This window comes from Croceibacterium selenioxidans, from assembly GCF_018599195.1.
GTDB lineage: Bacteria > Pseudomonadota > Alphaproteobacteria > Sphingomonadales > Sphingomonadaceae > Croceibacterium_A > Croceibacterium_A selenioxidans.
In genome coordinates, this window is record NZ_JAHFVK010000001.1 from 1,015,475 (window position 1) to 1,029,707 (window position 14,233).

Consider the following 14,233-nt stretch of genomic DNA (forward strand, 5'->3'; position numbering starts at 1 on the left):
CGGGCGTCCGCCGCGTCAAGGAAAGGCATGTCCCGCCGCGCGCTAGCCGAGAAACGTCCGCTTATCCTGGCCAGCATCGTGGCGGCCCTGGCCTTCTACTACTTGCGTTGGGGGCCTTGGCCGGAAATCTACCTGATCCCGATCAAGGGAGCGGCCGTTGGCCTGCTCGCTGCATACCTGTGGCTGCGCCATTCGAGTCCCGATGCGAGGCTGATGGCCTGGGCTTTCGGGGCAGCGGCGCTGGGCGACATGGCGCTGGAGATTACAACGGACAGGACAGTCGGCGGGCTGTTGTTCTTCGCTTACCACGTCATGGCGATGGGCGTTTATCTGCGAAACCGGCGAGAGGAGCTTTCGCCGAGCCAGAAGGCCACGGTCGTGGCGATGCTGATTCTAACGCCGCTGATTGCCTGGACGATGCCGGCAGATAGAGCCCAGGCTTTGAACATGGGTCTTTACGGGCTGGCGCTCGGCGCCATGTGCGCCAGCGCCTGGGCCAGCGATTTTCCCCGGTACCGCGTCGGGGCGGGGGCGGCGCTGTTCCTGCTGTCCGACTTGTTGCTGTTTGCCGAGATGGGGCCGCTGCAGGACAGCGTGGTACCGCAAGTCCTCGTCTGGCCGGTCTACTACCTTGGGCAGCTCCTGATTGCCACCGGCCTCGTGAGCACCTTGCGCAAGCGCGATCCGGAGTTGCGTCTGGTCAAGAACGGCTAAGCGGCGAGCCGCGCGGCGTAGGCCTTCATGGCCGGAGTTAGCCGGTCGGTAAGACCGGTTCCGCTCTTTTCGAAGTTGGCCCTGAAGTCAGGATGTCCCAGGTACAGTTTCGCCAAACCCGCATAGGCTTCCGGGGGGCAGGCACGTTCCCACATAGCCGCGATCCAGGCGTGATGCCGCGCCAGCAGGGCATCGTTCGCCCGGTCGTCTGCCTCCGCGCCTGACTAGGACGCTCGTGCCAGCGTCAGGCCAGCCGCTTCACCTTCGGCCAGTCTGTCCGCCACGCCGCAACGAACTCACCGAGACTCCGGAGAGCCTGGCCGAAGAGTACAGTTACTCCTCGGCCCCGCTCTCGTCCCGATCCACGGTCGGCTCGGGCGGGATTTCCGTGCTGTCGCGGGCGATGATCTCTTCAATCACCATCTCTTCGGCTTCGTTCTCCGGCTCTTCCTGTTCGTCGAGACGGACCGCGCTGACCACGTGTTCGTTGTCCGCAACATTGAACAGCCGCACGCCGGCAGACCCGCGGCCAATCACGCGGAGGGATTCTAGGCCGATGCGGATCAGCTTGGCCTGGTCGGTCACCAGCATGAGCTGGTCGGCCTTGGTGGCGGTGAAGCTCGCCACGACCGGGCCGTTGCGGGCGATGTTGTCGATATTGGTGATACCCTGGCCACCGCGGCCCGTTCGCCGGTACTCGTAGGCCGAAGACAGCTTGCCATAACCGTTGGCACAAACGGTGAGGATAAACTGCTCCTTCTCCGCCAGCTCGGCAAAGCGTTCGACCGAGATGTTGGGCTCGCCTTCCTTTTCGGCCTTCCACGGCGCGAAGCGCAGGTAGTCGTCGCGCTCGTCCTGGTCCTTCACGCCTACGCGGTGCAGGATCGAAAGAGAGACCACCTCGTCGTTGGCCTTCAGGCTCATGCCGCGAACACCGGTCGAGGTGCGCGACTGGAACTCGCGAATGTCGTCCGCAGCGAAGCGGATCGCCTTGCCGTCGCGGCTAGCGAGCAGCACGTCGTCGCCGGAATCGAGCAAGGCCACGCCGATCAGGCGGTCGTCACTGCCATCCTCGAAGCGCATCGCGAACTTGCCGTTCGAGGGAATATTCGCGAACGCGTCCATCGAGTTGCGCCGGACGTTGCCCTTGGCCGTGGCGAATACGACGCTGAGAGCGCCCCAGCTGTCTTCGTCTTCGGGCAAAGGCAGTACGGCGGCGATGGTTTCGCCTTGGTCGAGCGCAGGCAGCAGGTTGACGATCGGTCGGCCGCGCGTAGCCGGACCGCCTTCGGGCAGCTTCCACACCTTGATGCGATAGACTTTGCCTGCGGTAGAGAAGAACAGCACCGGATTGTGGGTGCTGGTGACGAACATCTCCGACACCGCATCCTCGTCCTTCGTCGCCATGCCCGCGCGGCCCTTGCCCCCGCGGTTCTGTGCGCGGAAGGTCGAGAGGGGGGTGCGCTTGATGTAGCCGTCGAGCGTGACGGTCACGACCATCTCGCCGCGTTCGATCAGGTCTTCGTCCTCGATGCCATCCCAGGCAGGCGCGATTTCACTGACGCGAGGCGTTGCGTATTGCTCGCGGATCTCGGTCAGCTCTTGGCGCATGACTTCGTAGAGCCGGCGGCGGTCGCCCAGGATCGCGAGGTATTCCTCGATCGCTATGGCCAGTTCCTTGAGCTCGTCGCCGATCTCGTCCCGGCCAAGCGCTGTCAGGCGGTGCAGGCGCAAGTCGAGGATGGCCTTCACCTGCGTCTCCGAGAGGCGATAGGTTCCCTCGGCTCCGCCAAGATCTGGTTCCACCGCCTCTACCAAAGAAAGGTATTGGGTGATTTCGGCGGTCGGCCATTCCTTGGCCAGCAACTTGGTCCGAGCTTCGGCGGGGTTCGACGAACCTCGGATCAGGGCCACGACTTCATCGAGGTGCGAAACCGCCACTACCAGGCCCAGCAACACGTGCGCCCGATCGCGCGCCTTGTTCAGCTCGAACTTGGTACGCCGAGTGATGACCTGTTCGCGGAACTGGATGAACGCCTGGATGATCTCGCGTAGAGCCAAGGTTTCCGGGCGGCCGCCGCGGATCGCCAGCATGTTAGCCGGAAAGCTCGATTGCGCGGGAGTGTGCCGCCACAGCTGGTTGAGCACGACCTCTGCAGTGGCGTCCCGCTTGAGGTCGATGACAACACGAACGCCCTGACGGTTGGATTCGTCGCGAATGTCGGAGATGCCCTCGATCCGCTTGTCCTTGGCCGCTTCGGCGATCTTCTCCACCAGGCCGGCCTTGCCCACCTGGTAGGGCATGCTTGTCAACACGATCGACTGCCGATCGCCGCGCCCTTCCTCGATCGAGTGGCGGCAGCGCTGGAGTATCGAACCCCGGCCGGTGGTGTAGGCGGATCGGCTGCCCGCGGTACCCAGAATGAGCGGAGCCGTCGGGAAGTCGGGGCCGGGGATGTATTCGATCAGTTCCTCGGAGGTGATGCCGGGGTTCTCGATCATCGCCAGGCAGCCGTCGATTACCTCGCCGAGATTGTGCGGCGGGATATTGGTCGCCATGCCGACCGCGATGCCGCCCGTGCCGTTGACCAGGAGATTCGGGAAACGCGCCGGCAGCACAGCCGGCTCGTTGCGCGAGGAGTCGTAGTTCGGAACGAAATCGACGGTGTCCTTGTCGAGATCGTCGAGCAGCGCGTTCGCGACCCGCGCGAGGCGCGATTCCGTGTAACGCATCGCGGCCGGCGGATCGGGGTCCATCGAGCCGAAGTTGCCTTGGCCGTCGATCAGCGGCACTCGCAATGACCAGGGCTGCACCATGCGCGCGAGGGCGTCGTAAATCGCGCTGTCACCGTGCGGGTGATACTTACCCATCACGTCGCCGACGATGTTGGCCGACTTGCGATAGGGGCGGCCGGCGACGTACCCGCCTTCCTGCGCGGCATAAAGAATACGGCGGTGGACCGGCTTCAAGCCGTCGCGAACGTCGGGCAGTGCCCGGCTCACGATCACGCTCATCGCGTAATCGAGATAGGAAGTCTTCATCTCATCGACGATGTCGATGCGTTCGAAGTCGCCCGGTTGGGAGGCCGGGGGCTCGGGGGTATCGGTAATGTCGTTCACCTGCGCGGTTAGCCCGTCTTGCTGTCGTTTCGTTTTGTCTCAAAGGCCCTAGGCCAAAGGCCTCTGACAGGCCAGTCGAAGGGTATAAGGGGAACGGCAGTCTGGCCCTTTATCCACACTTGCCGCCGCTACTGGAGTGAACCTCCGAACGGACAGTTCGGAGGGAAGGTTCGGCAAGCGGTTAAATGGGCATTCATGCCGCGATTCCTAGGATGAATTGCAAACTTCGGAGTTTCCCGGCACTAGCGCGCGCACTATTGGTAAGGCCCCGCGACGAACCGGTCCAAGCCCCCCAAAGGAGAGTTACGAAACATGTTCCCCAAGACAGGTAATGCAGGCCGCAAGTCTCGCGGTGGACTGAGTTCCGCCGTCGCACTGGCGCTCGCTCTGATGGGTGGTGCCGTCGCCGGCACGGCAATGACCGCGTCCCCTGCGTTCGCACAAAACTCGAAGGGCTTTGCCTCGGCTTACAAGCCGGTGGCGGACATCGTGAACGCGCCGGGCGGCGATCTGGCCGCTGCCAAAGCGCAGATCCCCAGTGTAATCGCCGCAATGCAGACTCCGGAGGACAAGCACGTGGGCGGCAACCTCGTGCTGATCCTGGGCAACAAGCTCAACGATCCCGCCTTGCAACGGCAGGGCCTTGAATTGATGCTTGCGAGTGGCAAGGTCGATCCGGCCCAGGTCGGCGAGCTCCAGTTCCTCGTCGGTAACCTGGCCTACAACGCCAAGGATTACGCTGCCGCGCGCACAGCTCTTCAGGCGGCCGTGGCGGCGGGCCGCACGGCGGACAATCCGGAAGGCCTGATCGCTGAGTCCTATTTCGGTGAAGGGCAGAACGCCCAGGGGCTCGATTATCTGCACGGATTGATCGACCAGCGCGTCGCCGCTGGTCAACCGGTGCCGGACGCGTGGCTCGTGCGCGGCCTGCAAGTCGCCTACAAGGCCAAGTTGGACGACCAGACCCTGGAGTGGTCGACGCTGCTCGTCACTCACGGTTCTTCTGACAAGAAGTGGCTGCAGGCCCTTCAGGTCGTCAATTCGCTCAACGCCGGCGACCGACAGGCGCAGCTCGATCTACTCCGCCTGATGGCACTCACCAATGCGCTGAGCGATCGGCGCGAGTACGTCAGCTATATCGAGACGGCCGATCCGCGCGTCATGTCGAACGAAGTGGCACGCGTTCTTGACGCAGCGGTCCAGGCCGGGGTGATGACCACGGGCGATCAATACTATGGCGACGTGAAGCGCGTGGTTGACGAACGCGCGCCCGCGGACCGCAAGGATGCGCCGCAGCTGGCCGCGGCCGCCCGCAAGTCAGCTACTGGTCGGGACGCCCAATATGCAGGAGATGTCTTCCTCTCGCTTGGTTCTTACGCCGAAGCCGAAGAGATGTTCAAACTGGCTCTGGAGAAGGGTGACATCGATCGCGATCTGACCCTGACCCGGCTCGGCATCGCGCAGGTGCACCAGAACAAGTACGCTGACGCCAAGGCGACGTTCGCGCAGGTCTCGGGAAGCCGAGCGACCGTGGCGCGGATGTGGGGGGCCTACGCCAGCTCCCGCGCCTGATCGCGCTCAGAACTGACAAAGATTGCGGCGCGGAAGATCAGGCCTTCCGCGCCGTTTTCGTATCAGACGTTGAACTTGAACAGCATGACGTCGCCGTCCTGCACCCGGTATTCCTTACCTTCCTGGCGCAGCTTTCCCGCCTCGCGGGCGCCGCTTTCGCCGCCTAGCGTGACGTAGTCATCGTAGGCGATGGTCTCGGCGCGGATGAAGCCCTTCTCGAAGTCGGTGTGGATTTCGCCCGCGGCCTGCGGAGCCTTGGCTCCGTCATGGAAGGTCCAAGCCCGCGCTTCCTTGGGGCCGACCGTGAAGAAGGTCTTGAGGCCGAGCAGATCGTAACCGGCGCGGATCACCCGGGCCAGACCGGTTTCCTCGAGCCCGAGTTCCTTGAGATATTCGCCGCGCTCTTCCGGATCCATCGCGACCAGTTCGGCCTCGATCGCGGCCGAAACGACGACGGCTTGGGCGCCTTCGGCCTTGGCCTTGGCAAAGATCAGCTCGGACAGCGCGTTGCCCTTCGAGGCATCTTCTTCAGCGACGTTGCAGACGTAGAGCACCGGCTTGGCGGTAAGGAGCTGAGCCTGAGCGAAGACGCGAGCCTCCTCATCGTCCTTCGGTTCAGTCAGGCGGGCGGGCTTGCCTTCGCGCAGCAGTTCCAGCGCCTGGCCCAATACGCTCGCGGCGAGCTTGCTTTCCTTGTCGCCGGTGGTCGCACGCTTCTGGGCGGCCGGGACCCGCTTTTCGAGGCTTTCGAGGTCGGACAGCATCAGCTCCGTCTCGACGACTTCGGCGTCAGCCAGCGGATCGACCTTGTTGGCGACGTGTTGAATGTCGTCATCCTCGAAGCAGCGCAGCACGTGAACGATCGCGTCCACCTCGCGGATGTTGCCGAGGAACTGGTTGCCCAGCCCTTCGCCCTTGCTCGCGCCTTTCACGAGACCGGCGATGTCGACGAATGCCAGCTGCGTCGGAATGATCTTGGCCGACCCGCCGATCGCGGCGAGCTTGTCCAGCCGTTCGTCAGGCACGGAAACCTGGCCGACGTTGGGCTCGATCGTGCAGAACGGATAGTTGGCCGCCTGGGCCGCCTGCGTTTCTGTAAGCGCGTTGAACAAGGTCGATTTGCCCACGTTGGGCAGGCCGACGATCCCGCAGCGGAATCCCATGAAAAATGTCCTCTGGTCTGGTGTGGGGCGCCCCTTAGCGGGGCTGCACCCGAAAGGCCAGCCAAGCGCTGTTCAAGACATCAAAGCAGCAGGACTGTGGCCAATGAAAGGAAGATGCCCATGCTCGCCACGTCGCTCGCAGTGGTGAGGAAAATGCTCGAGGCCGTAGCCGGATCAGCGCCCAGTTTCTTCAGGGTGAGCGGGATCAACGCACCGGCGATGCTTGCAACCGTGCAGGCCACGATCATCGACACGGCAACGACCGTTCCGAGGACCCACGGCTCCGCCTCGCCTTGCATCGTGGCGTAGATGATCATGCCGATACCCGCGGTCGCCCCGACGAGCAGACCATTACAGAGGCCTAGCGTGCCTTCCTTGATCACCAGGCTCCGCTCGGACCCGGGCTTGAGGTCGCCCAGCGTCATGCCCCGCAGGGTGACCGCCAGGGCCTGGCAACCGGTATTCCCGGTTTGCCCCGCCATGACTGGCAGGAACACGGCCAGGATCACCAGCTTGCTGAGCGTGCCTTCAAAAATGCCCACCACCGCGGCCGCCACGAAGGCTGTGAGCAGGTTTATCTGCAGCCAAGGGTGGCGCAGCATCAGGCTTCGCCGCAGCGGCGTTTCGAGACGCTCCTCCTTCTCGACACCGACCATGCTTCCCGCCTGACCACTGATGGCGATGGCTCGGTTGGCGAACAGGGTCTCACCGCGCACCAGTCCGGCAAGCGTGCCGTTGGCGTCGATCACGGGGTAGACCGGATAGTGCCGCACTAGCGCGGCCTTGAGCGCTTCGTCGAGCGGCATGTCCTCCTGCAGCGTGAAGGGATCGCGCAGCATGATATCGGACAGCTTGTCCTCTGGCTTGGCCAGCAGCATGTCGCGCATGACCACCAGGCCTTCGAGCTTGTTGTCCTCGTCGGTGATGTAGCAATAAGTGATGAAGGCGGTACGCGTCGCTTCCCGCAAGGCCTCGGTCGTGTCCGCCACTGTGGCACTTCCGCGATAGACACCGACCGGCGGCGCCATGATGTCGCGCACGCGAGCGTTGCGTTCCTGCGCCTTGGCGGAAATGACGGCTGCCGGAGGAACCGGGCTTGGCGCGGGTGCGTCGCGGGAAACGGTGCCTTCCGTAAGAACCTGGTCCATGGGGCCCCCCAGATTTGCGTCGCGGGAGGATAAGTCCGAAGCACCGATCGGCAAAGGACAATATCGGAGGTGACTAATCCTCCAAAAGAGTGCGAGGATTCCCCGAGACGATCGTCCCTAGCCCTGCTGGCGGAGGGCCACGTCGTTCATGAACCGCGCGTCGTCTTCTTGGGCAAGCCACTCGGCTTCGGAACCGATCGCTCCGAGCATGCCGGTCAGGTCGTCTATCTCCGATTTCGCGTAGTTGCCCAGGACATAGCCCGTGACGCGGTCCTTGTGGCCGGGATGACCGATGCCGATGCGTACCCGCCGGAAGTCGGGGCCAAGGTGCTGATCGATCGAGCGCAGGCCGTTGTGGCCCGCCGTTCCGCCGCCGTGCTTCACCTTGACCTTGAAGGGCGCGAGATCGAGCTCGTCATGAAACACCGTCAACGCGTCGACGCCGAGCTTGTAGAAGCGTAGTGCCTCGCCAACCGCGCGGCCGCTCTCGTTCATGAAGGTCGCGGGCTTGAGCAGGAGGATGCGGATACCGGCGATCCGGCCTTCCTGGAGCCACCCCTGGAACTTCTTCTGTACCGGACCGAACGCATGCATGTCGGCCAGCACGTCGAGCGCCATGAAGCCGACGTTGTGCCGGTGCATGGCATATTGCGGACCGGGATTTCCAAGGCCGACCCAGAGCTGCATCGCGGTTCCCTAAAAGCAAAACGCCGGCCCTGCTAGGCAAGGCCGGCGCTTCGTAGATCATTTCCTGGGGCTGGATCAGCCTTCGGAAGCTTCCTCGGCGGCTTCGCCCGCTTCTTCCCCGCCTTCGGCGGCAGCAGCCGCTTCGCTCTGCTTCAGAGCCGACGGAGCGACGATCGTGGCGATCGTGAAGTCACGATCGGTGATCGCGCTTTCCGAACCAGCCGGCAACGTGACGTTGCTGATGTGGATCGAATCGCCAACGTCGAGACCTGCGACGTCCAACTGGACTTCGCTCGGGATCTTGTCGGCTTCGCAGACCAGTTCGAGCTCGTGACGGACGACGTTGAGCACGCCACCCTTCTTGAGGCCGGGGCTGTTGTCTTCGTTCACGAACACGACCGGCACCGCGACTTCGACCTTGGCGTTCTTCGCCAGGCGGAAGAAGTCGACGTGCAGCGGGCGGTCAGTGACCGGGTGCAGCGCCACATCCTTAGGGAGGGTGCGCACGGTCTTGCCATCAACCTCGAGCATGACGATCGAGTTCATGAAGTGACCGGTGTTGAGCTGGCGGACAAGCAGCCGTTCCTCAACGTGAATAGCAGTGGCTTCGTCCTTGCCGCCGTAAATAACAGCGGGGACACGACCGTCGCGACGCAATGCACGGGAGGCTCCCTTGCCAGCCCGTTCGCGCAGCTCGGCCGGCAGAGTCAGAGCGTCGCTCATGTCGTATGCCTTTCGAATGCGTTAGGTACTATCTTCCCGCCACGCCTCCAGGGATGACCATGGCTGGGAAGGGCGCGCCCTTACGGGCAATGGCCCCAGGATGCAAGCAGAAGCGGCCCGCTACTGGATCCGCTTCACCTCATATCCGCGCTTGGCGAGCAAGGCCGGGAGCCCGTCCGACCGGAGCATATGCGCGGCGCCAACGGCGACAAAGGGTGTTCGGTCTTGCTCGAGCGCGGCGACGACCTTGGCGGCGAACAAGTGATTGCGATCGGTCAGCAGCGCTTCGCGCAGGGCCGGGCTCATCAGGTATCCCTGGTTCATCTGGTTCTCGAGCGTGGCGAGGTCGCCGGTAAGCCAGGCCTCGATCCGCTCGTCCGTCCGGTCGAGTGCGGCCTCGTGAGCGATCCCCGCCAGGAGATCGCGTTGTTGCAGCGGCGCGAGCCCGTCGAAGCGGGCGAACTGACCGGCAAAGGTCTCGAATGCTTCGACTGGCTTCCCTTTCTCCAGCAGGACTCGGTCAACTCCATTGCCCGCCTCGCTATCGCGCACGGCGTTCGCCAGCATCAGCGCGGCGGCCCAGGTCTTTATGTTCCAGAAGTCATCGTCAGACATTCGAGCTTCGGACATGAGCGCGGCAAGGGCGGGGCGATCAGCCGGAGCGACCCGCGTGCTGAGCGCGGGCTGCGGGGTCGTCTTGGCGAAGGCCTGGAACGCATCGGCAGCCACTTGCGCATCGCCGAGATTGCCGATCTCGACCATCAGAACGTCGGACTCGGCGAAGGCCTTTTCGAAAGCCGGTGTCTGCCACTTGGCGCCGTCCGGCAACGCATGGATCGTGCCGAACAGCCACCCCCGCTCGCCGTTCATTCCGGTCACTTGCCACAGGGCGGGCGAGGGCGAGGGCCAATCACGAGCCGGTTTCGGGGGCTCGCTCTGGCATCCCGCCAGCGCGAGGACACCGAGCACTGCCAACAGGAAGCGCAACATCACCAGATACGCCGTACCTTGAGCCCGCGCTTGCGCAACTGGTCCTGCACGCTGCCCTTGCCGGCGAGGTGACCCGCCCCGACGGCGATGAATACCGTTCCCGGCTGCTCCATCCGTTGCACGATCCAGCCCGCCCAATTGGCGTTGCGCGAGGTCAGCAGCCGATCGTAGAGCGCAGGATCCTTCATCTCGGAATTCATCAGCGCGGCGAGTTGTTTGGCATCGCCTTCGAGCCATTCGGCGACCATTGCGTCGAGCGAGTTGGTCGAACTCGGCACGGCTTCGACGGTCTGGTCGAGGAAGGCCAGCTGAGCTTCGACGGGCATGCCATCGAACAAGGCGATCTGCTCGTCGATCGTCTCTAGGGCGCCGCGCTTCTTGTTCTCTCCGGCAAAGGTGCCCAGCGCCCGCTCGACCCCGGCTTCGGTATCATAGCCGGAGCGCAGGACGGGCAACAGCGAAAGCGTCATCGCAGCGAACCAGGGCTCGAGTCTGTCGAGCGCTTCTACCGGCAGGCCGAGCGTCACTAACGCCGCCTCGTACTCCTGGCGATTCTCGGGCGTCATCATCTCGCGCAGAGACTGGCCCTCGGGCAGCATTCCCGCTGCCTGAAGCGCGCGGGTGGAGCCCGAAACGTCGGCAATGTCGACTTCGGTTACCAGTTCGTCCGATGCGTTGAACGCTTTCTCGATACGGCCATCGAACCAGTTCTTGTCCTTTGGCAAGGCATGCACGGTGCCGAACAGGTAGATCGTGGTATCGGCATCGGACACGGCCCATAGCGCCGGACCCGGCACCGCGCCGGTCGGTGGAGTCTCGACAGTCGCACAGCCGGATAGTCCGAGCGCGAGGGCGGTAACGCTGGCAAGAAGGCGCTTGAACGGCATCGGGAAGTAGACCCCTGGAAATTCCGCCTCATTTAGAGGCTTGCCCGCGCGTTCGCCACTGGTTCGAGCATTCTTACTCACGGGTGTGATATTGACGCTACTCTAGTGGTCCGCCATGGCCCCCGGCGATGAACCGCGACCCGTCCAAGAGCTTTCAGGACATGATCCTCGCGCTCCACGATTACTGGAGCGCCCAGGGCTGCCTGATCCTGCAACCCTACGACATGCGAATGGGCGCAGGTACGTTCCACACCGCGACCACGCTGCGCGCTCTCGGGCCCGAGCCGTGGAACGCCGCATTCGTGCAGCCGTGCCGCCGTCCGACCGACGGCCGCTACGGCGAGAACCCCAACCGGTTGCAGCACTATTACCAGTACCAGGTGATCTTGAAGCCGAGCCCGCCAGACCTGCAGGAGCTTTACCTCAAGAGCCTGGAAGTCATCGGCATCGATCCGCTCAAACACGACATCCGCTTTGTGGAAGACGACTGGGAAAGCCCGACGCTCGGCGCCTGGGGCCTGGGCTGGGAAGTCTGGTGCGACGGGATGGAGGTGACGCAGTTCACCTACTTCCAGCAGATGGGCGGCTTCGACTGCAAGCCTGTCTCGGGCGAGCTCACCTACGGGCTCGAACGCCTGGCGATGTACATCCAGAACAAGGACAACGTGTTCGACCTCGACTTCAACGGCCGCGGGGTGACGTACGGCGACGTTTTCCTGGAGAACGAGAAGCAGATGTCGAAGTGGAACTTCGAGGTCGCCGATACCGAAGCGCTGTTCGACTTGTTCGCCAAGGCGGAGGCCGAATGCCGCAATGCCCTGGCTAACGACGTGCCGATCGCCGCCTATGAGCAGGCGGTCGAGGCGAGTCACGTGTTCAACCTGCTCCAGGCCCGCGGCGTGATCAGCGTGCAGGAGCGGGCTAGCTACATGGGCCGGGTGCGCGATCTCGCACGGGGCTCGTGCGAAGCCTACATGGCCAAAGAAGCCGATCGCTGGGCCAAGGACTACGCGGGGTGGACGGCATGACCGACTTCCTGCTCGAACTGCGCTGCGAGGAAATCCCCGCCAGGATGCAGGCCGGCGCGCGCGCCGATCTCGAAAAGCTGTTCCGCAAAGAGCTTGAAGCGGCAGGTGTCACCGCTGGCGCTATCACCGTCTGGTCGACCCCCCGTCGCCTGTCGCTGATCGCACGCGGCTTGCCCGAAGCGACCGAAGCGGTGCGAGAGGAGACCAAGGGACCCCGCGTCGGCGCTCCCCCGCAGGCTCTCGAAGGATTCTTGCGCAAGAGCGGCCTGACGCAAGACCAGCTCGAAGAGCGCGACGGCGTGCTGTTCGCCGTGGTCGAAAAGCCGGGCAGGGCGGTCAAGGCCCTGCTGGCCGAGGCTATTCCCGCGATCGCACGCGCCTTCCCCTGGCCCAAGTCGATGCGCTGGGGTGCGGCTTCACTGACAACCGACAGTATCCGCTGGGTGCGCCCGCTGTCGGGCATCGTGGCGATCTTCGGCGAGGAACTGGTCGAATGCACGGTAGGCGATGTTGCCAGCGGTTACATGACGCTCGGCCACCGGTTCCATCACGCTGGCCCGATCACCATCGGCAGCGTGGCGGATTATCAGGAGAAGCTGCGCGCCTGCCACGTGATCGTCGATCATGAGGAGCGGCAGAACCTGATCCGCTCGGGTGCGGCCAAAGCCGCGTCAGACGCCGGACTGGCGTTGATCGAGGACGAAGGGCTGGTGATCGAGAATGCCGGTCTCACCGAATGGCCGGTGCCCTTGCTCGGCCGGTTCGAGGAGTCGTTTCTCGAGGTTCCGCCCGAGGTCATCCAGCTGACCGCCCGGATCAACCAGAAGTATTTCGTCTGTAATTCTCCCCTCCAGCTTGCGGAAGGAGCCGGGGTTGGGCCCGTTTCGGACGAACGCGACACACCCACCTCTAACCCCTCCCGCAAGTGGGAGGGGGACAAGCTCGCCAATGCCTTTGTCTGCACCGCCAATATCGAGGCGAAGGACGGCGGCGCGGCGATCGTCGACGGCAACCGCAAGGTCCTGGCAGCGCGTCTCAGCGATGCGCGGTTCTTCTGGCAGCAGGATCGCAAGACTTTGTTGGCCGAGCAGGCGAAGAAGCTCTCGCGCATCACCTTCCACGAGAAGCTGGGCACGGTAGCCGACAAGGTCGAGCGGGTGGCAGAGCTGGCCGAATGGTTGGCGACGGAGGGTATCGTACCGACCTGCGATCCCAAGCTCGCGCGTCAGGCGGCCGAGCTATGCAAGGCCGATCTCGTCACCGACATGGTTGGCGAATTCCCCGAACTGCAGGGCCTCATGGGCGGCTACTACGCCCGCGCCGAGGGTCTGCCTAACGCCGTCGCCGATGCGATCCGCGATCATTACAAGCCGGCCGGCCAGGGTGACGACGTGCCGACCGCGCCGGTGACGGTGGCGGTGAGTTTGGCGGACAAGCTCGATACCCTAAGCAGCTTCTTCGCGATCAATGAGAAGCCTACAGGGTCGAAGGACCCGTTTGCCTTGCGTCGTGCAGCTCTCGGAGTGATCCGGTTGATCGAGGCAAACGGGCTACGCATGCCTGTGGCCAAGGGTGAGCTTCTCGAATTCTTCGCCGACCGCCTCAAGGTGCAGCAACGCGAGGCCGGCGTGCGCCACGACCTGATCGATGCGGTGTTCGCGCTCGGCAACGAAGATGATCTCGTCCGCCTGCTCGCTCGCGTTCGTGCGCTCCAATCCTTCGTCGGCACCGAAGACGGCACCAACCTCCTCGCCGGCTACAAACGCGCCGCCAACATCCTCAAGAAGGAAGACTGGCGCGGGATCGAGGGCGAGATCGCCCGCACTGGCGAGGAAGACCCGCTGGCGCTGGTCGACGATCCCGACCTCGCGCCGGTGATCGCCGCAAAAATGGCGGAGCGGCATGGAAAAGAACTTTCCTACACGCCTGAACCTGCGGAAAAGGCCCTCATCGATGCGCTCGACTCAGCCGAGCCGGAGGCCAGTTCCAACATCGAAGCCGAGGCCTTCGAAGGCGCGATGGCCGCGCTTGCTTCACTGCGGGCGCCGATCGACCGGTTCTTTGACGAGGTAACGGTGAACGACGAGAATTCGGATAAGCGCGCAGCCCGCCTCGACCTGCTTGCACGGTTCCGTGCTGCAGTGCACAGCGTGGCGGATTTCTCGCGCATCGAAGGGTAAGTTGACACTTTTCGGAACTGT

11 protein-coding genes and 1 pseudogene are annotated in these 14,233 nt (G+C 63.8%); 4 read left to right on the top strand and 8 right to left on the bottom strand.

Annotated elements, in window-relative coordinates:
- The first annotated feature begins 27 nt into the window (after positions 1 to 27).
- Complete coding sequence (locus tag KK137_RS04950) at positions 28 to 714, top strand: lysoplasmalogenase family protein (RefSeq protein ID WP_214534999.1); 687 nt, start codon at positions 28 to 30, stop codon at positions 712 to 714.
- Here KK137_RS04950 and KK137_RS04955 read toward each other — a convergent pair.
- Both KK137_RS04955 and gyrA read right to left on the bottom strand, forming a co-directional pair.
- A pseudogene (locus KK137_RS04955) lies at positions 711 to 923 on the bottom strand (TipAS antibiotic-recognition domain-containing protein); the annotation flags it as partial. The gene KK137_RS04950 and the pseudogene KK137_RS04955 sit on opposite strands and share 4 nt — an antisense overlap.
- 124 nt (positions 924 to 1,047) lie before the next feature.
- Positions 1,048 to 3,834, bottom strand: coding sequence for a DNA gyrase subunit A (gyrA, locus tag KK137_RS04960; RefSeq protein WP_214535001.1), 2,787 nt, complete (start codon positions 3,832 to 3,834; stop codon positions 1,048 to 1,050).
- A 312-nt stretch (positions 3,835 to 4,146) separates the two neighbouring features.
- On the opposite strand from gyrA, the gene KK137_RS04965 reads away from it, so the two are divergent.
- Complete coding sequence (locus KK137_RS04965; protein WP_214535003.1) at positions 4,147 to 5,406, top strand: tetratricopeptide repeat protein; 1,260 nt, start codon at positions 4,147 to 4,149, stop codon at positions 5,404 to 5,406.
- Positions 5,407 to 5,468: 62 nt separating this feature from the next.
- On the opposite strand, the gene ychF is transcribed toward KK137_RS04965, so the two are convergent.
- The 6 genes from ychF to KK137_RS04995 all read right to left on the bottom strand — a co-directional run bounded on the left by ychF (position 5,469) and on the right by KK137_RS04995 (position 11,085).
- The gene (ychF, locus tag KK137_RS04970) at positions 5,469 to 6,569 is read right to left on the bottom strand and encodes a redox-regulated ATPase YchF (protein WP_214535004.1); all 1,101 of its coding nucleotides are present in this window, start codon (positions 6,567 to 6,569) and stop codon (positions 5,469 to 5,471) included.
- An 80-nt stretch (positions 6,570 to 6,649) separates the two neighbouring features.
- Entirely contained in the window at positions 6,650 to 7,717 is a 1,068-nt protein-coding gene (locus KK137_RS04975) for a magnesium transporter (RefSeq protein ID WP_214535006.1), read from the bottom strand.
- Between the two features lie 117 nt (positions 7,718 to 7,834).
- A complete protein-coding gene (gene pth, locus KK137_RS04980; RefSeq protein ID WP_214535008.1) occupies positions 7,835 to 8,404 on the bottom strand; it encodes an aminoacyl-tRNA hydrolase in 570 nt (189 codons plus the stop codon).
- Between the two features lie 75 nt (positions 8,405 to 8,479).
- The gene (locus tag KK137_RS04985; protein ID WP_214535010.1) at positions 8,480 to 9,127 is read right to left on the bottom strand and encodes a 50S ribosomal protein L25/general stress protein Ctc; all 648 of its coding nucleotides are present in this window, start codon (positions 9,125 to 9,127) and stop codon (positions 8,480 to 8,482) included.
- Positions 9,128 to 9,247: 120 nt separating this feature from the next.
- Positions 9,248 to 10,117, bottom strand: a complete 870-nt coding sequence (locus KK137_RS04990; protein ID WP_250893725.1) for a TraB/GumN family protein — start codon at positions 10,115 to 10,117, stop codon at positions 9,248 to 9,250.
- Positions 10,117 to 11,085, bottom strand: coding sequence for a TraB/GumN family protein (locus KK137_RS04995; protein ID WP_214535013.1), 969 nt, complete (start codon positions 11,083 to 11,085; stop codon positions 10,117 to 10,119). The genes KK137_RS04990 and KK137_RS04995 overlap by 1 nt, the downstream gene beginning before the upstream one ends.
- A 47-nt stretch (positions 11,086 to 11,132) precedes the next feature.
- On the opposite strand from KK137_RS04995, the gene KK137_RS05000 reads away from it, so the two are divergent.
- Together KK137_RS05000 and glyS are read left to right on the top strand one after the other, a co-directional pair.
- A complete protein-coding gene (locus KK137_RS05000) occupies positions 11,133 to 12,032 on the top strand; it encodes a glycine--tRNA ligase subunit alpha (RefSeq protein ID WP_214535015.1) in 900 nt (299 codons plus the stop codon).
- Positions 12,029 to 14,212, top strand: a complete 2,184-nt coding sequence (gene glyS / locus KK137_RS05005; protein WP_214535989.1) for a glycine--tRNA ligase subunit beta — start codon at positions 12,029 to 12,031, stop codon at positions 14,210 to 14,212. Before KK137_RS05000 ends, glyS begins: the two co-directional genes overlap by 4 nt.
- Positions 14,213 to 14,233: the final 21 nt, after the last annotated feature.